Below are 25,634 nucleotides of genomic sequence, written 5' to 3' on the forward strand. Positions count from 1 at the left end.
TACCCGGACGCAGCCTGCCGCGCAACGGACCAACACCATGACCCGCCCGATCACGTGCCTCGGAATAGAAAGCAGCTGTGACGACACCGCGGCCGCGATTGTGCGCGGTGTGCCCGGCGATATGACCGTTTTGTCCTCTGTCGTGTTTGGTCAAACCGACCTGCACGCGGCCTTTGGCGGTGTGGTGCCCGAGATTGCCGCCCGCGCCCACGCCGAACGTCTGGATGTCAGCGTGCAAGGCGCGCTGGATCAGGCGGGTGTCGGGTTCGGTGATCTCGATTCGATCGCGGTCACCTGCGGACCGGGCCTCATTGGTGGGGTCGTCTCGGGCGTGATGACGGCCAAGGCGTTGTCGGCGGCGACCGGTCTGCCACTCTATGGCGTGAACCACTTGGCCGGGCACGCGCTGACGCCGCGCCTGTCGGATGGCGTGGCCTTTCCCTATCTTATGTTGCTGGTGTCCGGCGGGCATTGCCAGTTCCTAATTACCCATGGGCCGGACCGGTTCGAACGGCTCGGCGGCACTATCGACGATGCACCGGGCGAGGCGTTCGACAAGGTCGCGCGCTTGATCGGTCTGGGCCAGCCCGGCGGTCCCGCAGTCGAAGCGGCGGCGCGTGGCGGCGACGCTACGCGCTTTGCCTTTCCCCGCCCTCTGGCCAACAAACCAGGCTGCGACATGAGCTTTTCAGGCCTCAAGACCGCCGTGCTCCGGGCGCGCGATACACTGGTGGCCGAAGCGGGTGGGCTGCGTCAGCAGGATCAGGCGGACTTGTCTGCATCGTTCCAAGCGGCGGTTGCCGACAGTCTGGCGGGAAAAAGCCGCCGCGCGCTGGACCAATATCTGGCGCTGTCGCCGTCCGATCCCAACTTCTGCGTGGCTGGGGGCGTGGCGGCAAACATGCACATTCGCAGCCTGTTAGAGACTGTTTCCGCCGATAAAGGCTGCCGTTTCCTCGCCCCACCGCTGGCGCTGTGCACGGACAATGCCGCGATGATCGCCGCCGCTGGCATCGAACAGATGGCAGGCCGTACACCGGACGGCATGGACCTTGCCGCCCGGCCACGCATGCCACTCGACACGCGCAGTGCCGCGATGCTGGGGTCCGGCAAAAAGGGCGCCAAAGCATGAGTGTCGGCATCATCGGAGCAGGCGCCTTTGGTACTGCCCTTGCCGTGACACTCGCCCACCGCCAACCCGTGGCCCTCTGGGCACGCGACACCCGCGATATGGCCACAGCGCGCGAGAATACCGCCCGTCTGCCCGGTGTGCGGTTCCCGGATCAACTGGCGGTTTCAGGCAAATTAGATACTGTTTTCCGTTCCGACATCCTGCTCCTCGCCGTACCGATGCAGGCGCTGGGTGGGTTCGCGCGCGCCCATGACCTGAGCGGAAAAACGGTCGTGGCCTGCTGCAAAGGGATCGACCTTGAGACAGGCAACGGGCCGACCGCGATGGTGCCATCCGCCACCCAAAGCGCGGTGCTGACCGGGCCCAGCTTTGCAGCCGATATCGCGCGGGGTCTACCCACTGCCCTCACCCTTGCCTGCACCGACGCCGCGGTTGCCAAGTCCCTGCAACAGAGGCTGTCCACGCCCACCTTGCGCCTCTACCGCACGTCGGATGTGGTCGGCGCGGAACTGGGCGGCGCGCTCAAGAACGTGATTGCGATCGGCTGCGGCGCGGTGATGGGCGCGGGCCTCGGCGACAGCGCCCGCGCGGCCCTGATGACCCGCGGTTTCGCCGAGATGCAGCGCGTCGCCACCGCCTTTGGTGCACAACCGGACACGTTGATGGGCCTCAGCGGGCTTGGTGATCTGACGCTCACATGTACGTCAAGCCAGTCCCGGAATTACCGTCTGGGTCTTGCGCTTGGCCGTGGCGACGACTTTGATGCGGGCATAACCGTCGAAGGGGCGGCGACAGCACAAGCGCTGCGCAAGGTCGCGAAGCGGCACAATCTGGATCTGCCGGTCTGCCGCGCCGTGGCGGATCTGGTCGCGGGAAAAACGGATATGACAGGGGCGATGGACCAGTTGCTGGCCCGCCCTCTCAAGGAGGAATGAGATGATTTTTGCACTGATGGCCTGGGACAAGGACGGCGCGCTGGACCTGCGGATGGAAAACCGGCCCGCGCACCTCGACTACCTCAAGGGTTCTGATGCCGTGCGCAAGGCAGGGCCGTTCCTCGACGCCGACGGCAAACCCTGCGGGTCGCTGATCGTGCTGGAACTGGACGACATGGCCGCCGCGCAGGACTGGGCCGACAACGACCCCTATGCCAAGGCGGGCCTGTTCCGCGAGGTGACAATCACCGCGTGGAACCAGGTGATCGGCGCATGAAATACTGGCTGTTCAAATCCGAACCCTCCACCTGGAGCTGGGACCAGCAGGTCGCCAAGGGCGATGCGGGCGAAGAATGGGACGGTGTGCGCAACTATCAGGCCCGCAACTTCATGCGCGAGATGGCTGTGGGTGACCGCGGGTTCTTCTACCACTCGCAAAAGGAAAAGGCGGTTGTCGGGATCGTCGAGGTCTGCGCCGAGGCCCATCCCGACAGCACCACCGACGACGACCGCTGGGACTGCGTGGACATCAAGGCGGTCAAGCCGGTCAAGACGCCCGTGACGCTGGACATGGTCAAGGCCGATGAACGTCTGTCCGACATGGCACTGATCCGCAATTCGCGCTTGTCGGTGCAGCCCGTAACGGCGGATGAATGGCGGATCGTCTGCGAGATGGCCGGGATCCCGGAATAACTCTTAGGGTTTCGCCCGAACCTCTGTAGGCTTGCAGTAAATCGCATAATGGAGGGTCAGATGGGATTTTTGGCAGTGGTCGTGGCCGGGGTGGCCGGGTTCATGTTCGGCGCGGTGTGGTACACCGTCTTCGCAAAGCCGTGGATGGCGGCGTCGGGCGTGCCTCTGAACGACGCAGGTGACGCGCCCGCGAACCAGAAGAACCCAGTGCCCTATATCACCAGCATCGTGGGCGCGATCCTCGTGGCGGGCATGATGCGCCACGTCTTTGCGCTCAGCAATATCGACACATTCGGCGAGGGGCTCGTCTCCGGCTTTGGCGTCGGCCTGTTCCTTGTCAGCCCATGGATCGCCACGTTCTACGCCTTTGGCGCACGGCCTTTCCGGCTGACGCTGATCGACAGCGGATATGCCACGTTTGGCTGTACCGTGATCGGCGCGGTTCTGATGCTGTTCTGATGCGAAAAGGGGCCGGACCACCTGCGTGGTCAGACCCCTCTCTCGCCCCAGCGTGCACTCCACAGAGCCACCGCACGTTTGCTTGAATTTCGGGTCTGACCGTTCTGGTCGGACATGTACTGCATACGCAGCGCCCCGGAAATTTGCAAATCTATAGTATTTTTAATTGCCCTGAAAACAGAAACACCCGCTTAACTTGCGGGTGCTCCAATCGTCCAATCCAAGGCTCAGGTTCAGCCGTAGACGGCCTCTTTGCCGAAATGCTTGGTCAGCATGTAATAGACCACGGCGCGGTACTTGTTGCGCTCGGATTTTCCATAGGTTTCGATCACGGAATTGATCGCTTCCATCAATTGCGGGCCATCGGCCAGGCCCAGCTTCTTGATGAGAAAGTTGTTCTTGACGGTTTCCAGTTCCGAAGGCTGGCTCCCGGCGACGGTGGACGCGTCGGAGTTATAGATCGCGGGGCCGCATCCGATGGTCACCTTTGTCAAAAGGTCCATGTCAGGCGTCATCCCGCATTTATTCTTAAGATCGTCAGCATATTGTGCGATCAAATCGTCCCGTTTGCCCATATCTGGTCTCCCACCGTTGGTTTGCGTCCATATTTTGTAGCTGACGCAAGGCATTTCAGTCTTGTGCGGGCACGATAACGACAAAACGGCAAAGGACAAACAATTTCGGCGGGGAAAATTGGGCTCTAAACCGCAAAAAGGGGCGCCTGATCGGCACCCCTTTCCGCGCAATTGCTGTCACCGATTACGAGGACATGTTGATCTCGTAGTCGCTGGGCAGGCTTTCCAGCTCGCTCTCGTCGATCTCGGGCAGGGCTTCCAGCTCGGCCTCGGACCATGTGGCAAGACGCAGTTCGCCGTCGCCGGTACGGTCAAACTGTTCCAGCGGCAGGGCAACGGTGTACTCGCCCAGACCCAGGAAACCACCGATACCGATCACCGCGGCATAACCGTCGGCGGACTTGATGACATAGTCGATCTCACCCACGGTCTCGTCCGACGCGGTCAGCACGTTGGTGCCGATGATTTCGGCCACGGTCATGGGCTCGGCGTCCATGTCATCCATGTCGCTCGTCGCGGCATCCGCGGTGTCGATTGCAGTCTCGAAACCTTCTTGGGTTTCATTGGCCAGCATCTCGGCTGTGGCCAGTGTCGCAGTGCCCACCTGGCTGTCGATTGCGGTGTCTTCCGGCTTGTCCGACATCGACCCGGCAAAGGCGGGTGTGGCAATCAAGGCGGCAATGGCAGCGGTTGTTTTCAGTACGTTGCGTGTCATAGTGACCTCCATTGTTTCATCTGGTGAACCAACGGCGATCAGGCAAAAGGGTTCCGGCAACCGCCCGGATTTTTTAGCGGCACAGCCCCCAGCCGCTGTGTTGCAGATGGAAATGATCCGCATGCAGACTGTTGTAGTCGGGGCCAAGCGTCACGCGAAACCATGTGCAGGCGCTGTTCCTCAGATCGCGAAAAAACGCAGCTTGCGTGCCTGCGTCATTCCACCCGCTCAACAGCCGAAGGCGGCGCCCATCGCCGAGGGTCACGCCGGAAATGTCGATGGCCTCGGCAGTGGCGTGGCTGCTCAAACGCCCGGACGATCCCTGCGGTGTCCTGATCTGGCGACAGCTATAGCTCGACGCGTGCTGGATCGCGGTGACCTCCTGATCGAAATGTGTCCGCGCGGCCGGGATCACCCCGTGCCGGTGCCACATCGCCAGCCGCAGCGCGGTCTGGCATCGCGTCTCGACCGGCGTCATCCGCGCCCCGCCGACACTGCGCAGGGTCACCCGGTCTGCAATGCCGCATTGCGATGGCGTCGTCAGGTCGGGCAGGGGCTCGAATTCCGCCCCCGTGCCCAATGCGGCGCGACAGGTGGCACCGCTGGCCAGCGCCTGCGCCATCTTGGTCCGGGTCAGCGGCGACAGCGGATCCGTCACGTTCAGCGGTTTGATCGGGTTCAGCGCATCGGGCAGCGGCGTGCCCGGCGCATAGATCAGCAGAAAGCCCGCGACGCAGGCCATGATGAACAGCGTCAAAAGCGCATAGAGCAGAGACGCAAGACGCATCGGTCAGCGGACGGACAGGATTTCGCTCAGCGGCTTTTTCATCTTGGCGACGGCGGGCACGGTTGCGTCTTTGGCGGCATGGCCCACGGCGATGATCATCGTCGCCTTCTCGCTGTCGGGCCGCCCCAGCAACTCGCCCAGAAACTTCATCGGGTTCGGCGTGTGGGTCAGCGTCACCAGCCCCGCCATATGCAACGCGGTCAGCAACATGCCCGTCGCGATCCCCACGCTTTCCGGCACGTAATAGTTCTTGTACCGCGTCCCGTCGTCAAAACTGCCATAGCGTTGGGCAAAGACCACGACCAGCCATGGCGCATCCTCCAGATGCGGTTTGTGGTCATTCGTGCCAATGGGCTCCAGCGCCTTGATCCACTCGTCACTGGCCCCGCCGCCATAGAACTTGCGCTCTTCCTCCTCGGCGGCGTCGCGGATCTGTTTCTTGATCGCGGGGTCCTGAATGGCAACGAAATGCCATGGCTGGTGGTTGGCCCCCGACGGCGCAGTGCCCGCCGCGGCCACGCAGGCCTCGATCACCGACTGATCGACCGGACGGGTGGAATAGTCACGCACCGTGTGCCGCTTGGCCATCATGTCGCGATAGGCTTCGGCCTGTTGCAGCATCTCCGCATCGCTCAGGTCCTGACGGTCCGGCAGCGGCAGTTGCGTGTATTCAAGCTGGTCCTTGGAGAACATGGTTTGTGTCCTTTTCGATCCTGATCTTGTGCCGAGGGGAGGGCCGACACGCGGGGTGGTGCTATAGCGCCGCCCCGGGGGGGGGCGTGTCGGCGCTGCCCGGCGTGTCCGCCGGGCGGGTACTCAGAAATCGAGGTTTTCGACACTCAACGCATTCTGCTGGATGAACTCGCGGCGCGGCTCCACCACGTCGCCCATCAGCTTGGTGAACAGATCGTCCGCCTCGGCCATATCCTCGACCCGCACCTGCAACAGCGTGCGCGCATCCGGGTCCAGCGTTGTCTCCCACAGCTGATCCGGGTTCATCTCGCCCAGACCCTTGTAGCGTTGCAACGACAGGCCGCGCTCCCCTTCTTCGAGGATCGCATCCAACAGGTCCATTGGCCCCATGATCAATTGGCTGCGGTCCTTGCGATGCAGTGTCGCGGGCAGGCTGTACACATCCTGCAAGGACTGCGTGAACGTCCCGGTCTTGCGCGCCTCACCGGATCGCAGCATCGGCCCGTCCAGCGTCCGCACCTCTTCGACACCGCGCAGGATCCGTGCAAGCCGCACGCCCTTGTCCTGCGTGATCCGCCCGACCCAGCCGCGCTCCCATTCCAGCGCAATCAGGTTCAGCCGCTCCGCCACCTTGTCGGCCACACCTTGCAGGTCGGCCTCCACTGCGCCGGGCACAAACGCCCCGGCAATCGCCGCCTGTTCCAGAATGTGCCGCGGATAATGCGTCGGGAAGGCCTGCAACACCCGCTTGAGCTGCCGCGCCTCCTCGACCACCCGCACCAGATCCTGGCCCACGATCTCTTCGCCGTTCCCCTGGCGCAGCATCGCACCCTCGGTGCCCTGCTCGATCAGGTAATCCTCCAGCGCTGTTTGGTCCTTGAGGTACACCTCGGACTTGCCCCGCGCCACCTTGTAGAGCGGCGGCTGCGCGATATAGAGGTACCCGCCCTCGATCAGCTCCGGCATCTGCCGGTAAAAGAACGTCAGCAGCAGCGTCCGAATATGCGCACCATCCACGTCCGCATCCGTCATGATGACGATCTTGTGGTAACGCAGCTTCGAGATATTGAACTCGTCCCGACCAATGCCCGTCCCCAGCGCCATGACAAGGTTGCCGATCTCCTGGCTCGACAGCATCCGGTCAAACCGCGCCCGCTCCACGTTCAGGATCTTGCCGCGCAGGGGCAGCACCGCCTGCGTCCGCCGATCCCGACCCGTCTGCGCCGATCCACCAGCCGAATCCCCCTCGACGAGAAACACTTCGGTCTTGCTCGGGTCCTTCTCCGAACAATCCTTCAGCTTGCCAGCAAGGTAATTCACATCCATCGCGGTCTTCCGCCGTGTGAGCTCCCGCGCCTTGCGCGCCGCCTCACGGGCCAGTGCGGCCTCGATGATCTTGCCCACGATGATCTTGGCCTCGTTGGGGTTCTCCTCGAACCACTCGGCCAGCTTTTCATTCACCAACCCCTCAACCGCCGGGCGCACCTCGGACGACACCAGCTTGTCCTTCGTCTGAGACGAGAACTTCGGATCAGGCACCTTGACCGACAGCACACAGGTCAGACCCTCGCGCGCATCATCGCCGGTAAAGCTCACCTTTTCTTTCTTCGCGATCCCGCTCGACTGGGCATAGTTGTTGATCGTCCGCGTCAACGCCCCGCGAAAGCCCGCCATATGCGTGCCGCCATCGCGCTGCGGGATGTTGTTGGTAAAGGGCAGGACGTTCTCGTGATAGCTGTCGTTCCACCACATCGCGACCTCGACGCCGATCTCGTCGCGCTCGCCCTGAATGAAAATTGGCTCAGACATGACCGAAGACTTCGACCGATCAAGGTACTTCACGAACTCCTTGACGCCCCCTTCATAGAACAACTCGGACCGCAGGTGTTCCACTGGCCGCTCATCCACGAGAATGATCCGCACACCCGAGTTCAGGAATGCCAGTTCGCGCAGCCGCTTTTCCAGCGTGTCGAACGAGTATTCGAGGTTCGAAAATGTCTCGGTCGAGGCGAGAAACCGCACCTCGGTCCCGGTGCGGTCACCGGCGTCACCCACAACCTTGAGATGCTCCACCGTGTCCCCATGGGCAAAGCGCGCCACGTGTTCCTTGCCATCGCGCCAGATCCGCAGGTCCAGCGACACAGACAGGGCGTTCACCACCGAAACGCCAACCCCATGCAAACCGCCCGACACCTTGTACGAGTTGCTGTCGAACTTCCCGCCCGCGTGCAGCTGGGTCATGATGACCTCGGCCGCCGACACGCCTTCTTCTTCGTGAATCCCCACCGGAATCCCGCGCCCGTTGTCGCTGACCGACACCGATGAATCCGCGTGGATCGTCACCGTCACGGCATCCGCATGACCGGCCAGCGCCTCGTCGATCCCGTTGTCGACAACCTCGTACACCATGTGGTGCAGGCCGCTGCCGTCGTCGGTGTCGCCGATATACATGCCCGGACGCTTGCGTACCGCCTCCAAGCCTTTGAGAACCTTGATAGAATCCGCGCCGTATTCTTCGGGGATTTGCTCGTTATCTGCCATTTATGGGCCCCTTGAGTGGTTGCACCAAATATACGGTTTTTCAGGGGGAATGTCACGCAACTGACACAAGATTTTGCGTGTCAGGTCAGGGGGATGATCAGGCCCACACAGATCAGCAAACCGCCCGCAATCAGGTTCATCCGACGCAAGGCGCGCGCAGAGGTCAAAAGCCGTCGCGCCCGATCGATAAACAGCGCCATGACAAGGTTTCCGACCAGCGGCACGATCATCGACAACAGCACGATCACCGCGACATCCCACGCTGTCAGCTGCGTCAGATCAAAGAACCCCGGAAGCATCCCCATGTAGAACAGGATCGCCTTGGGATTGCCAAGGATCACCGCCAATCCCGCAAGAAACCCCGCCCACATGCCCGGCCGCGTCAACCGGCTGTCGGTGCTGATCTGCGCGTCGGCGGCACGGATCACCATCACCCCCATCAGCAGGAAAATCCCCGCAGCCACCCATTTCAGGACCGCCAGAAACCCGCCATAGACCGACAGGATCCACGTGATGCCAAAGATCGCCAGCAGCGACCACAGCACATCCCCGACCACAACGCCTAAGGCCAGCGGCCACGCCGCCTGAAACCCGCCCGACAGGCTGCGCGCAATCAGCCCGACCCAGACAGGCCCCGGCGTCAGGAACAATACCGCCAGCGCGCCCGCATAAAGCGCAATGTCCCACGGCGCGAGGGTCACGGTCCCCGAACCTCGCTGATCCCGTCCGTCTCGGTGACCTCGACATATTGCGCCCGGTCCGCCAGCGCCTCAAACAGCTGCGTCTCGGTCCCCGTCATCCACGCCTGCGCGCCCAGGGCACATATCTCGTCATAAAGCGCCGCGCGCCGGTCCGCATCCAGATGCGCCGCCACCTCATCCAGCAGCAACAGGGGCGGCGCCCCGAAATCCCGCGCCAGCGCCCGCGCATTGGCCAGGATCAGCGACACCAACAGCGCCTTCTGCTCGCCCGTCGAACAATCCTTGGCCGGTATATCCTTGGCTGCATAGACCCCGAACAGATCCGCCCGATGCGGCCCGATCAACGTCCGCCCCGCCGCCAGATCGCGTGCCCGCCCCCCGGCCAGCGCCGCGCGCAGATCCTCCACCGTGTCCGGCATCCCCAACTCTCCGGGCAACAACGTCAGATCCGCTGCAGGAAAGGCCGTCTGCGCCCCCGCCTGCGCCTGCGCCAACTCCGCCAGTGCCCGCACCCGGTTGGCATGAATGGCCATCCCCGTCTCGGCCAGCCGCGTCTCCAGCGCGGCATACCAATGCGCATCCCGCACCATGTCCTTGAGCAACCGGTTCCGCTCGCGCATCGCCTTGTCATAGTCCAGCGACACCTGCGCGTGATCGGGGATGAACGACAGCGTCATGCGGTCCAGAAACCGCCGCCGTCCTTCCGCGCCTTCGATCCACAACCGGTCCATCGACGGGATCAACCACAACACCCGCGCAATCCGCCCGAGGGCCGTCTGCGCCGCCGCCTTGCCGTCAATCCGCACCTGCCGCGCCGCACCCCCCTCGGACCACGTTTCGACCTCGTGCACCTGATGCAACGATTGCAACAACCCGGACAGCTTCCAGCCCACCGCCTCGGGCCGCCGCGTCATGTCCTCCGCCGACGAACGCCGCAACCCGCGCCCGGGCGATATCAAAGACACCGCTTCCAGAATGTTGGTCTTGCCCGCGCCATTGGGCCCGTAAATCGCCACCGGCCGCCCATCCAGCGCCAGCCGCGCCAGCTTGTGCGAGCGAAAATGCGACAGGGCCAGCGATGTCAGATGCAACACCACGAAAGCCCCTTCATTGTTCGTAAAATATGCCCGCCGGAGGCGAGAAAATCACACGCGCATCGGCATGACGACATAGACAGCCGACTGGTCATTGCCCTCACGCATCAGCGTCGGATCACCGGATGAATTGAACATGAACACCGCGTTCTCGCGGTCCACCTGGGATGCGATCTCCAGCAAGTATTTCGCGTTGAACCCGATCTCCAGCCGCTCGTCGCCATAGGCCACGGCCAGCTCTTCCTCGGCAGCACCGCTGTCAGGCGCATTCACCGACAGGATCAACCGGTCCTCGTCCAGCTGCAACTTCACCGCGCGCGACCGTTCCGACGACACCGTCGCCACCCGGTCCACCGCCTTGGCGAAATCGCTGGCGTCCACTTCCATCTTGCGCGTGTTGCCCACGGGAATCACGCGGGTGTAGTCGGGGAACGTCCCGTCGATCACCTTCGACGTCAGCGTGATCTCCGGCGTGGCGAAACGCACCTTGGTCTCCGACACGGACACCGCGATCTTCATGTCGTCATCATCCAGCAGCTTGCGCAACTCTCCCACGGTCTTGCGGGGCACGATCACGCCGGGCATATCCGCCGCACCCTCGGGCAGGTCGCTGTCGATCCGCGCCAACCGGTGGCCGTCCGTCGCCACACAGCGCAGCGCGCGGCCGTCGTCGCCATCGGCCACATGCATGTAGACACCGTTCAGGTAATACCGCGTCTCTTCGGTGGAAATCGCGAATTTCGACTTGTCGAACAACCGGCGCAGCTTGGGCGCATCGACCGAGAAATTCGACGCATATTCCGACGAAGCCATGACCGGAAAATCTTCCTTGGGCAGGGTCGCCAGTGAAAAATTCGACCGCCCCGCCTCGACCGTCAACCGACCCGAGGCCGCGTCCGCCGTCAGCGTCACCAGCGCCCCGTCGGGCAGCTTGCGCACAATCTCGTGCAAGGTGGTGGCCGCCACCGTCGTGGCACCGGCGCGTTCCACCTGTGCGGGGGCCTTGTCGACAACCTCAATATCCAGATCCGTCGCGCGGAAGGTCACATCGGACCCTTCCGCCTCGATCAATACATTGGCAAGGATCGGGATCGTGTTGCGACGCTCGACCACCGATTGCGCCTGGCTGACCGCCTTGAGCAACACACCGCGTTCGACACTGATTTTCATGGCCTGTCTCCCCACACGTCTGACCCTTGCACCGGGACGGGCACACTATCCCAACTGCGGCACATCACAAGCATTTTATTGCTTGTCGGGCGCTGGGCGCGTGGCGTCAAGCGGTCGGGGCCGGAAAACCAAAACGGGCGCCCCAAAGGACGCCCGCTGTGTTCGATCTGGCGCAGATTTATGCCTCGAGCGCGCGGCGCAGCAATTCGAGGTCCTCGGCGATCTGACCGTCCGACTGCTTCAGCTCTTCGATGCGGCGCACACCGTGCATCACTGTGGTGTGGTCGCGCCCGCCAAAGCGGCGGCCAATCTCGGGCAGGCTGCGCGATGTCAGCTGTTTGGAAAGGTACATGGCGACCTGCCGTGGACGCGCATAGCTGCGCAGCCGCTTGGGCCCGATCATGTCGCTCAGGCGAATGTTGTAATGCTCCGACACGCGGCGCTGGATCTCTTCGACGGTGATCTTGCGTTCGGACGCGCGCAGCACATCGGCCAGACAGTCCTGCGTCAGATCCATGTCGATCTTGCGGCCCACAAGGGATGCAAAGGCGAACAGCCGGGTCAACGCTCCTTCGAGAACACGCACATTGGTCGAAATCCGGTGGGCCAAGAACTCCAGCACGCCCGGCTCGACGCCCAGATCGGGATAGACGGCCTGCTGCTGTTCGACCTTGGACTGAAGGATGCCCAGACGCAGTTCGTAATCCGTGGGGTGCAGGTCCACGACCAGACCGCATTGCAGGCGGGATTTCACGCGGTCCTCAAGGTCCTTGATCTCGCCGGGGGCGCGGTCGGCGCTGATTATGATCTGCTTGTTCTGGTCCACCAGCGCGTTGAACGTGTGAAAGAATTCTTCCTGCGTGCTGTCCTTGCCCGCGATGAACTGGACGTCATCCACCATCAGCACGTCGACCGACCGGAACATGGACTTGAAATCCATCATCTTGCGATCGCGCAGCGCCTGCACAAAGCGGTACATGAATTGCTCCGCCGACAGGTACAGCACGTTCAGGTCGGGACGGTTGCTGCGCAGTTCCCATGCGATGGCGTGCATCAGGTGCGTTTTGCCCAGACCGACCCCACCATAAAGGAACAGCGGGTTGAACGTGACGGGGCCGCCTTCGGACACGCGCTTGGCCGCGGCATGGGCCAGCTCGTTGGGCTTGCCCACCACAAAGCTGTCAAAGGTAAATCGTTTGTCCAGCGGGGCCGCGGACAAACCGTTCTGCGCCGCAGGTGCGGTCGCGGCTTGTGTCACGGGGGCGACAGCAGCAGATGCAGGGCGCGACTGCGCGTTGGCCGGCACGGAAAAGTTCAGGCGACGCACATCGTGATCATCCGATTTCAGCTCGTGCAGGATCAGATCAGAGAAGTTCTGGCTGACGTAATTGCCCAGAAAATTTGTCGGAACGTCAAAGGATGCGATCCCGTCTGCCAAGGCGCGAAACTCCAGCGGTTCGATCCAATTCTTGTAGTTGTTTTGACCGACGGTCTTGAGCAGCCGTTGTCTCAGCTGTCCCCATTCTTGTTGCGTCATAAGCGTTCTTTGTCCCCGCTGCCTATCATCCCGTGTCCGACGACCTTGGCCCGCCGGAATGGCCTTACCTGTCCCAACATGGGGCAAACCGGTCCCACCCCACTGCCATATGGCCGCAGGTCCGATCCCTTCGGTACTTTACAGATGAAGCGACCGATCCCCTGGCCAAAACCAGACAATACGCACTCGCCGTCCGCACACCAAAATTTAACGACAGGTCGGTCCGTGACGCATGGCGTCATGTCCCAAATGCAGAGCGCTTCTCAGCGCTTTTACCGCACCCATTGCCGCCACGAACATGTTCGTTTCAGCGCCGGGCCTGTCCCCCCAAGCGATTCCTGATCGCATGTTCGGTGGTAGCAATTTCGTCCACAGGCCGTCCACTGAACTTCGATGTTGACTCACACAAGAATCGCCGCGGCCCTTGTTTTCATAAGAAAAACAAAAAAAGCGCCGCAAAATTGCGACGCTTTTGTGTCACTGTGCTGCAACACCTTTAGCCGAGCGATTTCACCCGAGCGGAGAGGCGCGACATTTTCCGCGACGCGGTATTCTTGTGGTACACACCCTTGGTCACACCGCGCATCAATTCGGGCTGTGCCGCCTTCAATGCTTCGGTTGCGGCGTCCTTGTCACCCGAGGCAATCGCCTCTTCGACACGGCGCAGATATGTCCGGATGCGCGAACGACGCGCCTTGTTCACTTGAAAGCGTTTTTCGTTTTGACGGGCCCGCTTTTTGGCCTGAGGCGAATTTGCCATGTTATCTCGTCCCAATCTATTGGTGCGGTAGTTTCAGAAGTCGCGTCCATAGGCCCGACCGGGAACCGAGTCAAGCCACCCCTACCGGTCGCGGAACTGCGCCTCGCGCTTTTCCAGAAAGGCCGCCATGCCTTCCTTCTGATCCTCGGTGGCAAACAGCGCATGGAACAGCCGCCGTTCAAACAAAAGACCCTCGCGCAACGGCACCTCAAACGACCGGTTCACCGATTCCTTGACCGCCATGGCCGAGATCATCGACTTCTCCGCGATCTTGGCCGCAGCGCCCATCGCCTCGTCCATCAGCTTCTTGGCGGGCACCACCCGGCTCACCAGACCTGCGCGCTCGGCCTCTTCGGCATCCATGAACCGACCCGTCAGGTTCATGTCCATGGCCTTGGCCTTGCCCACCGCGCGGGTCAACCGCTGGCTTCCGCCGATCCCGGCCATCACGCCCAGATTGATCTCGGGCTGGCCGAACTTTGCCGTATCGGCGGCAATGATGAAATCGCACATCATCGCCAACTCGCACCCGCCACCCAGCGCATAGCCGGACACCGCCGCGATCACCGGCTTGCGCACCCGCGTGATGGCATCCGTCTCGGGCCCGAACAGATCCTCGGTGAACACTTCCACATAGGACTTGTCCTTCATCATCGCGATATCGGCCCCGGCGGCGAACGCCTTTTCCGACCCGGTGATGACAATGCACCGCACCTTGTCGTTGGCCTGTGCCGCGCCCATGGCATCGGCCAGTTCGCGCATCAATTGGTCATTGAGGGCATTCAACGCCTTGGGCCGGTTCAGGGTCACCTTGGCGATGTGGTCTTCGACGTCGACGATGATCGTCTCATAGGCCATGGGAATGCTTTCATCTGTTGCCGTTGAGGGCCGAGCATTACCATGCGCGTCCCCCGTTTCAAGCTATGATTGACACGACCTGCAATAGAAGGACGACCGCCCCGATTGCACGATCCGCGTGATATCGGACGAACACCCGGACGCCCGACATGGTTCCCCCTCGCGCCCGTAAACGTCAAAATTGTGCTGGAAATATCCAAGCTCTCCATCAGCTTGGCGGAAATCGCGCAAGGACGATCCCCCGGCCTTGATCGCCTGCGCCAGCACCTCGCGGATAATCGGAACCAGTGCCGCAACCCGGCCCGCCGCGATCCGCCCGGCCTTGCGCGTGGGCGAGATACCTGCCCGAAAAAGCGCCTCGCACACATAGATATTGCCCAATCCCGCGACGATTCTCTGATCTAGCAGGGCGGATTTCACCGGCGTGTTCTTGCCCTCAAAGGCGTTCACCAGATGATCCTCGTTGAACGCATTGCCCAAAGGCTCCGGCCCCAGCACCGCGAGCAACTTGTGTTGCTCCGCCGTTGCCGTCTCCATCAGATCCATCGCCCCGAACCGGCGCGGATCGTTGAAGGTGATCCGCGCCCCGTTGTCCATGTGGAGCACCACGTGGTCATGCTTTTCCGCCGCCGGATGTTCGTGCACGAACTGGCCCAGCGGATCACCCGACACCAGCATCCGCCCTGACATCCCCAGATGCACCAGCAACGTCTCGCCACTGCTCAGATCGATCAGGATATATTTCGACCGCCGCCGCAGCCCCAGCACCTGCTGCCCGCTCAACCGCTCGGCCATGCCGGGCGGAAACGGCCACCGCAGGTCGGGCCGGTTCACATCCGCCTGTGCAATCACGGCCCCCTCCATCGCGGGGCTCAATCCGCGTCGGACGGTCTCAACTTCGGGCAGTTCGGGCATTGGCGCGGCTCCTGCGTCAAAAGGGCTACGTTGTGTATGCCCGCAAGCGGCCTATAACAAGGCCTGAGTAAAGAGAAAGACGCCCAGGACCATGACCGACGACACCACCACGCATTTCGGGTTTGAAACCGTGCCAGAGCGCGAAAAGGCCGGGCGCGTGCAGGGCGTGTTCAACTCGGTCGCCTCCAAGTACGACATCATGAACGACGTGATGAGCGTCGGCATCCACCGCATCTGGAAAGAGGCGATGATGGACTGGCTCGCCCCGCGCGCGGGACAAAAGCTGCTCGACGTCGCGGGCGGCACGGGCGACATCTCTTTCAAGTTCCTCAAGCGTGCAGGCCACGGCCACGCCACCGTGCTGGACCTGACCGAACCCATGCTTGTCGAGGGCCGCAAACGCGCCGAGGCCGATCAGATGCAGGACAGCCTGGACTGGGTGGTGGGGGACGCCATGGCGCTGCCCTTTGATGACAACACATTCGACGTCTACACGATCAGCTTTGGCATCCGGAACGTGACCCGCCCCCAAGAGGCGCTGAATGAGGCGTTCCGCGTCCTCAAACCCGGTGGCCGCCTGATGGTGCTCGAGTTCAGCCAACTGCCCAATGACGGCATGCAAAAACTCTATGACCTCTACAGCTTCAACGTGATCCCGCGCATGGGCCAGATGATCGCCGGGGATCGCGACAGCTATCAGTATCTCGTCGAATCAATCCGCAAGTTCCCCGATCAAGAGACTTTCCTGTCGATGGTGCGCAGCGCCGGGTTCGAAAACGCCAAGTACCGGAATCTGTCCATGGGCATCGCCGCCTTGCACTCGGGGTGGAAGATCTGATGAACAGTCAACATGCTGTGGTTAACGCGCGGGTAACCACAAGTGTCCCCGCGGGGACACATCCATGAGGGGTCCGCACAACATCATCCGGCTGATCCGCACCGGCGCCACGCTGGAACGGACCGGCGCGATGAATGTCGTCCTCGACGCGTTCGAGGCACCGCCCGCATTGCGCTTTGTCGCCAAGGCGCTGGGCAAACCGTTCCAGTGGCTGGGCTACAAGGGCGATCCGTCCATGCCCCCCGCAACCCGCGCGCTGACCGCACTCGGCCCCGCCTACATCAAGTTCGGTCAGGTTCTCTCGACCCGCCCGGATGTGGTCGGTGACGAACTGGCCGTGCAACTGCGCGTGCTTCAGGACAAACTGCCGCCCTTCTCCATCGACGACGCCAAGGCCGAGGTCGAACGCGCGCTGGGCCAGCCCGCCGATACGATCTTTGCCGCCTTCAGCGAACCGGTCGCCGCCGCCTCCATCGCGCAGGTGCACAAGGCGACACTCGCCGATGGCGGCGAACCGGTCGCGGTCAAGGTGCTGCGCCCCAACATCGAACGCGCCTTCAAAAAGGACGTCGACGCCTTCTACCTCGCCGCCCGCATCGTCGAAATCTTTGCCCCCGGCGCCCGCCGCCTGCGCCCGATGGAAGTGATCGAACATTTCGACGGCGTCGTGCAGGGCGAGTTGGATCTGCGCCTCGAATCCTCTGCCGCGGGTGAGTTCGCCGCCAATACCGAAAAGGACGATGGGTTCTCCTTGCCCAAGATCCGCTGGGAATACTCCGCCCGCCGGGTGATGACGCTCGAATGGGCGGACGGCGTGCCCATGGGCGACAACGCCGCCATCGACGCCGCGGGCCACAACCGGATCGACCTCAGCGAACGGGTGTTGAAACTCTTTCTCCTGCACGCCCTGCGCGATGGCTACTTCCACGCCGACATGCACCAGGGCAATCTCAAGGTCGCGCCCAACGGGGACATCATCGCCTACGACTTCGGGATCATGGGCCACATCGATGAATACACCCGCCGCGTCTATGCCGAGATCCTGTTCGGCTTCATCCGCAAGGATTACAAACGCGTCGCCGAGGTTCACTTCGAAGCCGGTTACGTGCCCGCCGACAAGGACGTCGACGAATTCGCCCGTGCCTTACGTGCCGTGGGCGAGCCGATCTTTGGCATGGACGCGTCCAAGATCTCCATGGGCCGTCTGCTCAACTACCTCTTCGAGGTCACCGAACGCTTCGGCATGGAAACCCGCACCGAACTGATCCTGCTGCAACGCACCATGGTGGTCGTCGAGGGCGTGGCCCGCTCCCTCAACCCCAACATCAACATCTGGCAGGTCGCCTCACCGGTCGTCACCGACTACATCCAGAAATCCATCGGTCCCAAGGCCGTGATCACCGACCTCTACAAGACCGCACGCGTCCTCACGCGTTTCGGTCCGCGCCTGCCAGGCCTTGTCGAACAGGCCCTGATCGCGCAATCCAACCCGGCCCCGGAAAAACGTCACGGCTTCTGGCGCTGGATCATCCTCACGGGCATCATCGGCCTCGCCGCAGGCGGCGGGCTGACGCTCCTGATCGAAGCGTTCGCCTGACCCTTCATTGTTCTTCAAATATGCAAACGCAACGCCGCCTCAGGCGATGCGTTCGATCGCCAGGGCGATCCCCTGACCACCACCGATGCACATGGTGATCAACGCCTTCGACCCCTGGATCCGCTCCAACTCATAGAGCGCCTTGACCGTGATGATCGCGCCGGTCGCTCCAACCGGATGGCCCAACGCAATCGCGCCCCCATTGGGGTTCACGCGCGCCGGATCAAAGCCCAGATCATTCGACACCGCCAATGCCTGCGCGGCAAAGGCCTCGTTCGATTCCACCACGTCAAAGTCGCCCGCCGACAACCCCGTCCGGTCCAGCAGGTTGCGCACTGCGGGGATCGGCCCGATCCCCATCACCTCCGGGCGCACCCCGGCATGGGCATAGCCCAGAACGCGGGCGCGGGGCGTCAGACCGGCCTTCTCCGCCGCGTCCGCCGTGGCCAGCACAACCGCGCCCGCACCGTCATTGATCCCGGACGCATTGCCCGCCGTCACCGACCCGTCCTTCTGAAACACCGGGCGCAACCCGCCCAGCGCCTCGAGGCTCGTCGCCTTGGGGTGCTCATCCGTGGCGAATTGCAGGGTGTCGCGTTTCACGCGCACCTCGACCGGCGCGATCTGGCTGTCGAAACGACCATCCGCGATGGCCGCCGCCGCACGTTCCTGGCTTTGCAGGGCAAAGGCGTCCTGATCCGCGCGGCTGATCCCGTGCTCGGCGGCCACGTTCTCTGCCGTGACCCCCATATGACCTGTGCCAAAGGGGCAGTTCAGCGCGCCCAGCATCATGTCCAGCGTGCGGACATCGCCCATCTTGGCGCCCCAGCGCTGGTCGGGAATGATAAAGGGCGAGCGCGACATGTTCTCGGCCCCGCCCGCCAGGCCAAAGTCGGCATCGCCCAGCATCAGAGACTGAATCACACTCACAATCGCCTGAACGCCCGACCCGCACAGACGGTTCACATTCATCGCCGGTGTTGTGTCCGGCACACCCGCCTGCATCGCCGCCACGCGGGACAGGTACATGTCGCGCGGTTCGGTGTTGATCACGTGACCAAAGGCAACATGGCCGATCTGTCCGCCTTCGACCCCGGACCGTTCCAACGCGGCCTTGGCCGCCACGGTGCCCAGGTCGATGGGGCTGGTTCCGGCCAGCGATCCGCCGAATGTACCAATGGCGGTGCGCGCGCCGTCGAGGATAACGATGTCTTGGGTCATGGTGCTTTCTCCCTTTGGTCCGATATGGCCGGGGGCGCGGGCAAAGTCAGCCCCATGGCTTGACTTCGACGCAACGGCACGGGCATCTCTCCGTCATGACGGATGAAACAGACGCAATCTTGTCCCTGCTGCCCGCCCGCCTCAAGGAGGCGCGGCGCGCGCAAGGCCTGTCGCTGGACGCGGTGGCGAAACTCTCCGGTGTCAGCCGGTCCATGGTCAGCCAGATCGAGCGCGGCGAATCCTCGCCCACCATCGCGACGCTCTGGAACCTGACGCGCGCCTTGCAGGTGGATTTCGCGGGCCTTCTTGAGGACGGGCCCTCCAGCAGCATCGAGGTGCTGCGCGACGCGGATGTGCCCAGCATTGAAAACCGCGGCACCGGCTGCACCATCCGCATTCTCAGCCCGCCCGAAGATGCCGGGCGGCACGAGGTGTACGAGCTGCGGTTTACCGCTGGCGGCGCGCTGGACAGCCAGCCGCACCGGCGTGGTGCGCGCGAACATCTGACCGTGGTGGACGGAACCCTGACCATCACCAGCGGCGACGCGACGGATGTGATTGGTCCGGGCGACACGGCGCGATACGCGGCGGATGTGGTGCACCGGATTGCCGCTGATGCACCCGCGCGCGCGTTTCTGGTTGTGCAGGACGCATAAGGCGTCCGCTTTCACGGATTTTTGTCCGGTATCATGAAATCCTGTATTTCGGAATCACATCCGGCATGTTAGATGCTCCCATCAAAGGAGCCCTGACATGACCCAAGCGTTTTTGACCGATGTTGCCGACACCCTCGCCCGGATCGAGGCCGACGGGATGATGAAACGCGAGCGCATGATCACCTCGCCCCAGGGTGGGCGGATCGATGTGGGTGACCGCGCGGTTCTGAACCTGTGTGCGAACAATTACCTTGGGCTGGCGGATCACCCCGATCTGGTTGCGGCGGCGCGCGCTGCGATGGACAGCCACGGGTTTGGCATGGCGAGCGTGCGTTTCATCTGCGGCACGCAGGACCTGCATCGCGAACTGGAACAACGGCTGGCGCGGTTTCTGGGCAAGGACGATTCGATCCTTTTTGCCGCGTGTTTTGACGCCAATGGCGGGTTGTTCGAGCCGTTGTTCGGCCCCGAGGACGCGATTGTGTCGGACGCGCTGAACCATGCGTCGATCATTGATGGCATCCGTCTGTGCAAGGCCAAGCGGTATCGCTATGCCAACTCCGACATGGCCGATCTGGAGGGGCAATTGCAGCTGGCCCGCGACGAGGGCGCGCGGCATATCGTGATTGCGACGGACGGTGTGTTTTCGATGGATGGCTATCTGGCAAAGCTGCCGGAAATCAACGTGCTGGCCCAGAAATACGGTGCACTGGTGATGGTGGATGATTGTCACGCCACGGGGTTCATGGGGCCAAAGGGCGCGGGCACCCCGGCTCATGCGGGTGTCGAGGTTGATCTGCTGACGGGCACGCTGGGCAAGGCGCTGGGCGGGTCCATTGGCGGCTATATCGCGGGGCCGCAGCCTGTGATCGACCTTCTGCGCCAGCGGGCGCGGCCGTACCTCTTTTCCAACTCCCTGCCGCCCGCAATCGTGGCTGCGGGGATCGAGGCGATCCGGCTGGTCGAAGAGGGCGACGCCCTGCGTGCGCGGCTGTTCGACAACGCCGCCTATTGGCGGGCGGGTCTGACGGCGGTGGGGTTCGAACTGCTGCCCGGTGAGCATCCGATCATCCCCGTCATGCTGGGAGAGGCGCAGCTGGCGCAGGACATGGCCGCGCGGCTGTTTGATGAGGGTGTGTATGTGTCCGGGTTTTTCTTCCCCGTAGTGCCGCGCGGGCAGGCGCGGATCAGGACGCAGATGAATGCCGCGCTGACCCGCGCGGATCTGGACCGGGGGTTGGCCGCGTTTGAAACAGTCGGCACGGCGTTGGGGGTGATCTGATGCGGAACACGATGCTCGCGCTTGAGAAAACCCACGCCCGCGAGGGATTGTGGAAAGTGACTGCCCCGGTGCCGGAGATCGGTCCGGATGACGTGCTGATCCGGGTGAACAAGACCGGGATTTGCGGCACTGACATTCACATCTGGAACTGGGACGACTGGGCCGCAGGCACCGTGCCGACGCCGATGATCACCGGGCATGAGTTTGCCGGAGAGATCGTCGAAACAGGCTCTAACGTTGAGGGTTTGGCGCTGGGGCAGCGGTGTTCCGGCGAGGGGCATTTGATCGGCAAGACATCGCGCCAGAGCCGTGCGGGCAAGTTTCATCTGGACCCCGCCACGCGGGGGATCGGGGTGAACGAGCAGGGGGCTTTTGCCGAATACCTGCGCCTGCCTGCGTTCAACGTGGTGCCGCTGCCGGATGAGATCAGCGATGATATCGGCGCCATTCTGGACCCGCTGGGCAATGCGGTACACACCGCCTTATCCTTTGATTTGATTGGAGAAGACGTGCTGATCACCGGGGCCGGGCCTATCGGGATCATGGCGGCGGCTGTGGCGCGGCATGTGGGCGCGCGCAACGTGGTGATCACGGACATCAACCCCGATCGTCTGGCGCTGGCGGCGCGTGTGGCGGACGTGGTGCCGGTCAATGTGGCCAAGCAAAACCTGACCGATGTGATGCCGGGGCTGAAGATGACGCAAGGCTTTGACGTGGGCCTTGAGATGTCGGGCAATCAGGCCGCGCTGGATCAGATGGTCGAGGCGATGACCATGGGCGGGCGCATTGCGATGCTGGGCATTCCGCCCGGCAAGTCGCCGGTGGACTGGAGCCGGATCGTGTTCAAGGCGATCACGATCAAGGGCGTCTATGGCCGCGAGATTTTCGAGACCTGGTACAAGATGATTGCGATGTTGCAGAACGGTCTGGATGTGTCTGGCGTCATCACACACCGGTTCAAGGTGCAGGAATTTGAGGCGGGATTTGCCGCGATGAAATCGGGGTCGTCGGGCAAGGTTGTGCTGGACTGGACCTGAGGCGCGTGCGCTGCGTTAACCATGGTGTTGCGCGGTGTGTGCGGGGCCGATCGTGTGTGGAAATGTGCAGTTTGGCTGGGAAACTGCGCAGTCTTGATGCCGCATCCGGCGGGCGTTTCACGTCGATTTGGCGAAAACGTACAGTTTCGACCTGAAACCTTACGTTTTGCGGACAGCGGCCCTAAATCACTGATTCGAATGGTTAATCCGCGGCGGTATGTCGCGGGTTACGCAGGTGAGACGTCGAGCGGCATGCGCCCCTCTGCCGTCAGGGTCCAGACCTTGCCCCCTTCGAACACCGCGGCGGTCAGCGGCTTGCCGTAGCCTGCGCCGGTATCGAGGTTCACGCGGTTGCCGTAATGCGTCGCCGCATCCACGGGCGTGTGGCCGTGCACGATCAGTTTGGGGTGCGGCGCGGTGTGATCATGGAATTCCTTGCGAATCCAGAGCAGGTCTTCTTCGGTCTGGTCCTTGATTGCGACGCCGGGGCGGATGCCCGCGTGCACGAACATCAGGTCGCCGCGCACATGGGTCATCCGCAGATCGCGGAGAAAGCTGAGGTGGCTGGCGGGAACGGCGGCCAGTGCATCGGCCTGCACATCCTGTTCGCGCCTGCGCCCGCCCGCGTCGACGCCGTAGGAGGCGAGTGTGGTGTCACCGCCAAGGCGTGGATGCAGCCAATAAAGTTCGACCATCATGTAGGGGTCGTGGCGCAGCGGGTCGGACATGAACCAGTCGAACATGCGGTCATGGTTGCCCTTGAGAAACGTCCAGTTGCGCCCGGCATCGCGCCCGTCGATCAGCGTGTCGATCACCGCGCGGCTGTCCGGGCCACGGTCGGCGTAGTCGCCGAGAAAGACGATCTCTGCACCCGCCCCGCCATCGGTCTGGATCAGGTCCAGCACACGGTCCAGTTCGGCCTTTTGGCCATGGATGTCGCCAATGGCATAGAGCGGGGTCATGGGCAGCCTTTCGGATCAGGGGCGATTGTGGGTGCCATAACGGGTTTGAGCCGGGTCTGCCACCGGGGTCGGGATCAGCGGTCCAGAGCGGTGATCAGACCAAGCCCGACAAGGGTGCCGCCGCTTAGGACGCGCAGCCGTGCGGCGGCGCGCCCGCCCGACGACAGAGCGCGCGACAGCCGATGCGCCAGCGCGACACAGATGAGATCCGCGCTTGAAAACATCACGTTGACGACGACGCCGAGGGTCAGCAGTTGCGCCCAGATTGGCCACAGGGCTGTGGGGTCGGAAAATTGCGGCAGGAACGCCACGTAGAACAGGGCGGTTTTCGGGTTGAGAACCTCGACCGTGACGCTTTGCCCAAAGGTCCGCTTGGGCGCGGGCGGGGCGCTGGCCGCACGGCCAAGGTGGCGGGTGCGGATCATCTGGACGCCGAGCCAGACAAGATAGGCCGCCCCCAAAAGTTTGAGTGCCAGGTAGAGGGGCGGGACCAGTTCGAGCAGAACGGCCAGGCCAAAGGTTGCGGCGATCACATGGGCATATCCGCCGACATGCAGCCCAAGCGCCGCCATCAATCCATTGCGATACCCGCCTGCCAGTGTTTGCGCCGTCGCATAAAGCGTCGCGGGGCCCGGCACATAGGCAAAGACGGCAGTGGCGAGAAGGAACGGGATCAGGTGCTCGATGGAGGGCATGTTGTCAGCTTAGCGTCGGACGCGGTTGGTGCAAGCCGTGGGTCGGCCTGCACCGCAGTGTAAGGTGCGCATTTACTGCGCACCTTTCGCCAGAGATGCGCCGCGACGGCGTACCCTATGCCACATCGAACGCGAGCGGTTTGACCTGCGTGAACTGGCCGGTGCCTTCGAGTGTTTTCAGCACGTCCGCCGGGATCGGGTTGTCGACATAGAGAAGCGCGATGGCCTCGCCCCCGACGGCGGCACGTCCCAGGGTAAAGTTCGCGATGTTGACGCCGTTGTGGCCCATCGTGTTGCCCAAGAGGCCGATGATGCCCGGCACGTCCTCGTTCGTGGTGTAGAGCATGTGCGCGCCGATCTCGGCGTCGATGTTGATGCCCTTGATCTGGATAAAGCGCGGTTTGCCGTCCGAGAACACGGTGCCTGCCACCGAGCGTTCGCGTTTGTCGGTCACAACTGTCACCTTGATATAGCCGTCGAAGGCACCGGATTTGTCCTGATTGGTGGTCGATATCTGGATGCCGCGTTCCTTGGCGATCACTGGGGCGGAGACCATGTTCACGTCCGGGTTGGCGCGTTTCATGATGCCCGCGACCACGCCGCAGTTCAGCGCCTCGAGGTTCATGTCGGACACGACGCCGTCATAGAGGATGTTGATCGCCTTGATCGGCTCGTCCGTCATCTGGCCGATGAAGCTGCCCAGGTGGCCGGCGAGCTTGACCCAGGGGCCCATGACCTTGGCCTCTTCGGCCGTGACGGAAGGCATGTTGAGCGCGTTTTCCACGGCACCGGTGAGCAGGTAGTTGGCCATCTGTTCGGCCACTTGCAGGGCGACGTTTTCCTGCGCCTCCGTGGTGGCGGCACCGAGGTGGGGTGTGACGACCACGTTGGGCAGGTTGAAGAGCGCGTTTTCCTTGGCGGGTTCTTCGGCGAAGACGTCAAAGGCGGCACCGGCGACGTGGCCGGATTTGAGCGCTTCGGCAAGGGCCTCTTCGTCCACGAGGCCGCCACGGGCGCAGTTGATGATGCGCACGCCGGGTTTCATCATCGCGATGCGCTCGGCGGTGATCATGTTGGCGGTCTGTTCGGTCTTGGGGACGTGCAGGGTGATGAAGTCGGCGCGCTTGATCAGGTCTTCAAGCTCGACCTTTTCGACGCCCATCTTGTCGGCCTTTTCCTCGCCGAGGAAGGGGTCGTAGGCCAGCACTTTCATCTTAAGGCCACGGGCGCGGTCGCAGACGATGCCGCCGATGTTGCCTGCGCCGATCACGCCCAGCGTCTTGCCGGTCAGTTCGGTGCCCATGAACTTGGACTTTTCCCACTTGCCCGCATGGGTGGAGGTCGAGGCCTCGGGGATCTGGCGGGCGACGGCGAACATCATGGCGATGGCGTGTTCCGCCGTCGTGATCATGTTGCCGAAGGGCGTGTTCATGACGATCACACCTTTTTTCGAGGCGGCGTCCTTGTCGATGTTGTCGGTGCCGATGCCTGCGCGGCCGATCACCTTGAGGTTGGTGGCGTTCTTGAGGATCGTCGGGGTCACGCGCGTGGCGGAGCGGATGGCGAGGCCGTCATACTGGCCGATGACTTGCGCCAGTTTGTCCTTGTCCTTGCCGAGATCGGGTTCGAAGTCGACCTCGATCCCCCGGTCGCGGAAGATCTGGACGGCGGCTTTGGAGAGTTTGTCGGAGATGAGTACTTTGGGGGCCATTGTGGTGGTCCTTTTGCGGGTCGGCGGTGGGCAGATTGCCCACCCTACGGGATGGGGTAGGGTGGGCAAT

26 protein-coding genes are annotated in these 25,634 nt (G+C 62.9%); 10 read left to right on the top strand and 16 right to left on the bottom strand.

Going from position 1 to position 25,634, the window contains the following annotated elements; all coding sequences use genetic code 11:
* Positions 1–37: 37 nt before the first annotated feature.
* From tsaD to Q0949_RS12420, 5 genes are read left to right on the top strand one after another with little or no spacing between them, the layout of a single operon-like run.
* The gene (gene tsaD, locus Q0949_RS12400; protein ID WP_299372490.1) at positions 38–1,132 is read left to right on the top strand and encodes a tRNA (adenosine(37)-N6)-threonylcarbamoyltransferase complex transferase subunit TsaD; all 1,095 of its coding nucleotides are present in this window, start codon (positions 38–40) and stop codon (positions 1,130–1,132) included.
* The gene (locus Q0949_RS12405) at positions 1,129–2,067 is read left to right on the top strand and encodes an NAD(P)H-dependent glycerol-3-phosphate dehydrogenase (RefSeq protein ID WP_299372493.1); all 939 of its coding nucleotides are present in this window, start codon (positions 1,129–1,131) and stop codon (positions 2,065–2,067) included. Before tsaD ends, Q0949_RS12405 begins: the two co-directional genes overlap by 4 nt.
* A 1-nt stretch (position 2,068) precedes the next feature.
* Positions 2,069–2,344 (top strand): YciI family protein, encoded by a 276-nt coding sequence (locus Q0949_RS12410; RefSeq protein WP_299372496.1) that lies wholly within the window; start codon positions 2,069–2,071, stop codon positions 2,342–2,344.
* Positions 2,341–2,760: an EVE domain-containing protein gene (locus Q0949_RS12415; protein ID WP_299372499.1), complete on the top strand. Its 420-nt coding sequence runs from the start codon at positions 2,341–2,343 to the stop codon at positions 2,758–2,760. Before Q0949_RS12410 ends, Q0949_RS12415 begins: the two co-directional genes overlap by 4 nt.
* A gap of 60 nt (positions 2,761–2,820) precedes the next feature.
* Entirely contained in the window at positions 2,821–3,219 is a 399-nt protein-coding gene (locus Q0949_RS12420; protein ID WP_299372502.1) for a DUF1761 domain-containing protein, read from the top strand.
* A 233-nt stretch (positions 3,220–3,452) separates the two neighbouring features.
* Here the strand turns inward: Q0949_RS12420 and Q0949_RS12425 are convergent, their stop codons facing one another.
* From Q0949_RS12425 to mutM, 12 genes are all read right to left on the bottom strand, one after another.
* Positions 3,453–3,794 (bottom strand): DUF2853 family protein, encoded by a 342-nt coding sequence (locus Q0949_RS12425; RefSeq protein WP_299372505.1) that lies wholly within the window; start codon positions 3,792–3,794, stop codon positions 3,453–3,455.
* Positions 3,795–3,978: 184 nt separating this feature from the next.
* Positions 3,979–4,509 carry a PRC-barrel domain-containing protein gene (locus tag Q0949_RS12430; RefSeq protein WP_299372508.1) on the bottom strand — a complete coding sequence of 177 codons (531 nt, stop codon included), beginning with the start codon at positions 4,507–4,509 and terminating at the stop codon, positions 3,979–3,981.
* A 73-nt stretch (positions 4,510–4,582) separates the two neighbouring features.
* A complete protein-coding gene (locus tag Q0949_RS12435; RefSeq protein ID WP_299372511.1) occupies positions 4,583–5,296 on the bottom strand; it encodes an extensin family protein in 714 nt (237 codons plus the stop codon).
* 3 nt (positions 5,297–5,299) lie between these two features.
* Positions 5,300–5,989, bottom strand: a complete 690-nt coding sequence (locus Q0949_RS12440) for a nitroreductase family protein (RefSeq protein WP_299372514.1) — start codon at positions 5,987–5,989, stop codon at positions 5,300–5,302.
* Between the two features lie 123 nt (positions 5,990–6,112).
* Positions 6,113–8,530, bottom strand: a complete 2,418-nt coding sequence (gene gyrB / locus Q0949_RS12445; RefSeq protein ID WP_299372517.1) for a DNA topoisomerase (ATP-hydrolyzing) subunit B — start codon at positions 8,528–8,530, stop codon at positions 6,113–6,115.
* An 80-nt stretch (positions 8,531–8,610) separates the two neighbouring features.
* Positions 8,611–9,231: a LysE family translocator gene (locus Q0949_RS12450; RefSeq protein WP_299372520.1), complete on the bottom strand. Its 621-nt coding sequence runs from the start codon at positions 9,229–9,231 to the stop codon at positions 8,611–8,613.
* Positions 9,228–10,328, bottom strand: a complete 1,101-nt coding sequence (recF, locus tag Q0949_RS12455) for a DNA replication/repair protein RecF (protein ID WP_299372523.1) — start codon at positions 10,326–10,328, stop codon at positions 9,228–9,230. The genes Q0949_RS12450 and recF overlap by 4 nt, the downstream gene beginning before the upstream one ends.
* A gap of 48 nt (positions 10,329–10,376) precedes the next feature.
* Positions 10,377–11,495 carry a DNA polymerase III subunit beta gene (gene dnaN, locus Q0949_RS12460; RefSeq protein WP_299372526.1) on the bottom strand — a complete coding sequence of 373 codons (1,119 nt, stop codon included), beginning with the start codon at positions 11,493–11,495 and terminating at the stop codon, positions 10,377–10,379.
* Positions 11,496–11,673: 178 nt separating this feature from the next.
* On the bottom strand, positions 11,674–13,032 hold the full coding sequence (gene dnaA / locus Q0949_RS12465; protein WP_299372530.1) for a chromosomal replication initiator protein DnaA: 1,359 nt from the start codon (positions 13,030–13,032) through the stop codon (positions 11,674–11,676).
* 496 nt (positions 13,033–13,528) lie between these two features.
* Positions 13,529–13,792 (bottom strand): 30S ribosomal protein S20, encoded by a 264-nt coding sequence (rpsT, locus tag Q0949_RS12470; RefSeq protein WP_299139909.1) that lies wholly within the window; start codon positions 13,790–13,792, stop codon positions 13,529–13,531.
* Positions 13,793–13,873: 81 nt separating this feature from the next.
* Positions 13,874–14,650: an enoyl-CoA hydratase gene (locus tag Q0949_RS12475; protein WP_299372533.1), complete on the bottom strand. Its 777-nt coding sequence runs from the start codon at positions 14,648–14,650 to the stop codon at positions 13,874–13,876.
* A gap of 63 nt (positions 14,651–14,713) precedes the next feature.
* Complete coding sequence (mutM, locus tag Q0949_RS12480; RefSeq protein ID WP_299372536.1) at positions 14,714–15,565, bottom strand: bifunctional DNA-formamidopyrimidine glycosylase/DNA-(apurinic or apyrimidinic site) lyase; 852 nt, start codon at positions 15,563–15,565, stop codon at positions 14,714–14,716.
* 91 nt (positions 15,566–15,656) lie between these two features.
* Between mutM and ubiE the strand changes: the two genes are divergently transcribed.
* Both ubiE and ubiB read left to right on the top strand, forming a co-directional pair.
* Positions 15,657–16,403 carry a bifunctional demethylmenaquinone methyltransferase/2-methoxy-6-polyprenyl-1,4-benzoquinol methylase UbiE gene (gene ubiE / locus Q0949_RS12485; protein WP_299372539.1) on the top strand — a complete coding sequence of 249 codons (747 nt, stop codon included), beginning with the start codon at positions 15,657–15,659 and terminating at the stop codon, positions 16,401–16,403.
* A 64-nt stretch (positions 16,404–16,467) separates the two neighbouring features.
* Positions 16,468–18,000, top strand: a complete 1,533-nt coding sequence (gene ubiB / locus Q0949_RS12490) for a 2-polyprenylphenol 6-hydroxylase (RefSeq protein WP_299372541.1) — start codon at positions 16,468–16,470, stop codon at positions 17,998–18,000.
* 39 nt (positions 18,001–18,039) lie between these two features.
* Here ubiB and Q0949_RS12495 read toward each other — a convergent pair whose 3' ends face one another.
* On the bottom strand, positions 18,040–19,221 hold the full coding sequence (locus tag Q0949_RS12495) for an acetyl-CoA C-acyltransferase family protein (protein WP_299372543.1): 1,182 nt from the start codon (positions 19,219–19,221) through the stop codon (positions 18,040–18,042).
* Positions 19,222–19,316: 95 nt separating this feature from the next.
* Here Q0949_RS12495 and Q0949_RS12500 point away from each other — a divergent pair, with 95 nt between their 5' ends.
* From Q0949_RS12500 to tdh, 3 genes are all read left to right on the top strand, one after another.
* The gene (locus Q0949_RS12500) at positions 19,317–19,877 is read left to right on the top strand and encodes an XRE family transcriptional regulator (protein ID WP_299372545.1); all 561 of its coding nucleotides are present in this window, start codon (positions 19,317–19,319) and stop codon (positions 19,875–19,877) included.
* A 97-nt stretch (positions 19,878–19,974) separates the two neighbouring features.
* Positions 19,975–21,159: a glycine C-acetyltransferase gene (locus Q0949_RS12505; RefSeq protein ID WP_299372547.1), complete on the top strand. Its 1,185-nt coding sequence runs from the start codon at positions 19,975–19,977 to the stop codon at positions 21,157–21,159.
* Positions 21,159–22,196, top strand: a complete 1,038-nt coding sequence (tdh, locus tag Q0949_RS12510; protein WP_299372549.1) for an L-threonine 3-dehydrogenase — start codon at positions 21,159–21,161, stop codon at positions 22,194–22,196. Before Q0949_RS12505 ends, tdh begins: the two co-directional genes overlap by 1 nt.
* Before the next feature lie 227 nt (positions 22,197–22,423).
* On the opposite strand, the gene Q0949_RS12515 is transcribed toward tdh, so the two are convergent.
* From Q0949_RS12515 to serA, 3 genes are all read right to left on the bottom strand, one after another.
* Positions 22,424–23,158 carry a metallophosphoesterase family protein gene (locus tag Q0949_RS12515; protein WP_299372553.1) on the bottom strand — a complete coding sequence of 245 codons (735 nt, stop codon included), beginning with the start codon at positions 23,156–23,158 and terminating at the stop codon, positions 22,424–22,426.
* A 74-nt stretch (positions 23,159–23,232) separates the two neighbouring features.
* Positions 23,233–23,853: a LysE family translocator gene (locus Q0949_RS12520; protein ID WP_299372556.1), complete on the bottom strand. Its 621-nt coding sequence runs from the start codon at positions 23,851–23,853 to the stop codon at positions 23,233–23,235.
* 115 nt (positions 23,854–23,968) lie between these two features.
* Positions 23,969–25,564 carry a phosphoglycerate dehydrogenase gene (gene serA, locus Q0949_RS12525; RefSeq protein WP_299372559.1) on the bottom strand — a complete coding sequence of 532 codons (1,596 nt, stop codon included), beginning with the start codon at positions 25,562–25,564 and terminating at the stop codon, positions 23,969–23,971.
* Between the last annotated feature and the right edge of the window lie 70 nt (positions 25,565–25,634).

This window comes from uncultured Tateyamaria sp. (assembly GCF_947487805.1).
Taxonomy (GTDB): Bacteria; Pseudomonadota; Alphaproteobacteria; order Rhodobacterales; family Rhodobacteraceae; genus Tateyamaria.

What these genes read in the sequence shown, in the direction of transcription:
- tsaD (WP_299372490.1), top strand. Translation starts at nt 38, where the DNA reads ATGACCCGCCCGATCACGTGCCTCGGAATAGAAAGCAGCTGTGACGAC.
- Q0949_RS12405 (WP_299372493.1), top strand. Translation starts at nt 1,129, where the DNA reads ATGAGTGTCGGCATCATCGGAGCAGGCGCCTTTGGTACTGCCCTTGCC.
- Q0949_RS12410 (WP_299372496.1), top strand. Translation starts at nt 2,069, where the DNA reads ATGATTTTTGCACTGATGGCCTGGGACAAGGACGGCGCGCTGGACCTG.
- Q0949_RS12415 (WP_299372499.1), top strand. Translation starts at nt 2,341, where the DNA reads ATGAAATACTGGCTGTTCAAATCCGAACCCTCCACCTGGAGCTGGGAC.
- Q0949_RS12420 (WP_299372502.1), top strand. Translation starts at nt 2,821, where the DNA reads ATGGGATTTTTGGCAGTGGTCGTGGCCGGGGTGGCCGGGTTCATGTTC.
- Q0949_RS12425 (WP_299372505.1), bottom strand. Translation starts at nt 3,794, where the DNA reads ATGGGCAAACGGGACGATTTGATCGCACAATATGCTGACGATCTTAAG.
- Q0949_RS12430 (WP_299372508.1), bottom strand. Translation starts at nt 4,509, where the DNA reads ATGACACGCAACGTACTGAAAACAACCGCTGCCATTGCCGCCTTGATT.
- Q0949_RS12435 (WP_299372511.1), bottom strand. Translation starts at nt 5,296, where the DNA reads ATGCGTCTTGCGTCTCTGCTCTATGCGCTTTTGACGCTGTTCATCATG.
- Q0949_RS12440 (WP_299372514.1), bottom strand. Translation starts at nt 5,989, where the DNA reads ATGTTCTCCAAGGACCAGCTTGAATACACGCAACTGCCGCTGCCGGAC.
- gyrB (WP_299372517.1), bottom strand. Translation starts at nt 8,530, where the DNA reads ATGGCAGATAACGAGCAAATCCCCGAAGAATACGGCGCGGATTCTATC.
- dnaN (WP_299372526.1), bottom strand. Translation starts at nt 11,495, where the DNA reads ATGAAAATCAGTGTCGAACGCGGTGTGTTGCTCAAGGCGGTCAGCCAG.
- dnaA (WP_299372530.1), bottom strand. Translation starts at nt 13,032, where the DNA reads ATGACGCAACAAGAATGGGGACAGCTGAGACAACGGCTGCTCAAGACC.
- rpsT (WP_299139909.1), bottom strand. Translation starts at nt 13,792, where the DNA reads ATGGCAAATTCGCCTCAGGCCAAAAAGCGGGCCCGTCAAAACGAAAAA.
- Q0949_RS12475 (WP_299372533.1), bottom strand. Translation starts at nt 14,650, where the DNA reads ATGGCCTATGAGACGATCATCGTCGACGTCGAAGACCACATCGCCAAG.
- mutM (WP_299372536.1), bottom strand. Translation starts at nt 15,565, where the DNA reads ATGCCCGAACTGCCCGAAGTTGAGACCGTCCGACGCGGATTGAGCCCC.
- ubiE (WP_299372539.1), top strand. Translation starts at nt 15,657, where the DNA reads ATGACCGACGACACCACCACGCATTTCGGGTTTGAAACCGTGCCAGAG.
- ubiB (WP_299372541.1), top strand. Translation starts at nt 16,468, where the DNA reads ATGAGGGGTCCGCACAACATCATCCGGCTGATCCGCACCGGCGCCACG.
- Q0949_RS12495 (WP_299372543.1), bottom strand. Translation starts at nt 19,221, where the DNA reads ATGACCCAAGACATCGTTATCCTCGACGGCGCGCGCACCGCCATTGGT.
- Q0949_RS12500 (WP_299372545.1), top strand. Translation starts at nt 19,317, where the DNA reads ATGACGGATGAAACAGACGCAATCTTGTCCCTGCTGCCCGCCCGCCTC.
- Q0949_RS12505 (WP_299372547.1), top strand. Translation starts at nt 19,975, where the DNA reads ATGACCCAAGCGTTTTTGACCGATGTTGCCGACACCCTCGCCCGGATC.
- tdh (WP_299372549.1), top strand. Translation starts at nt 21,159, where the DNA reads ATGCGGAACACGATGCTCGCGCTTGAGAAAACCCACGCCCGCGAGGGA.
- Q0949_RS12515 (WP_299372553.1), bottom strand. Translation starts at nt 23,158, where the DNA reads ATGACCCCGCTCTATGCCATTGGCGACATCCATGGCCAAAAGGCCGAA.
- Q0949_RS12520 (WP_299372556.1), bottom strand. Translation starts at nt 23,853, where the DNA reads ATGCCCTCCATCGAGCACCTGATCCCGTTCCTTCTCGCCACTGCCGTC.
- serA (WP_299372559.1), bottom strand. Translation starts at nt 25,564, where the DNA reads ATGGCCCCCAAAGTACTCATCTCCGACAAACTCTCCAAAGCCGCCGTC.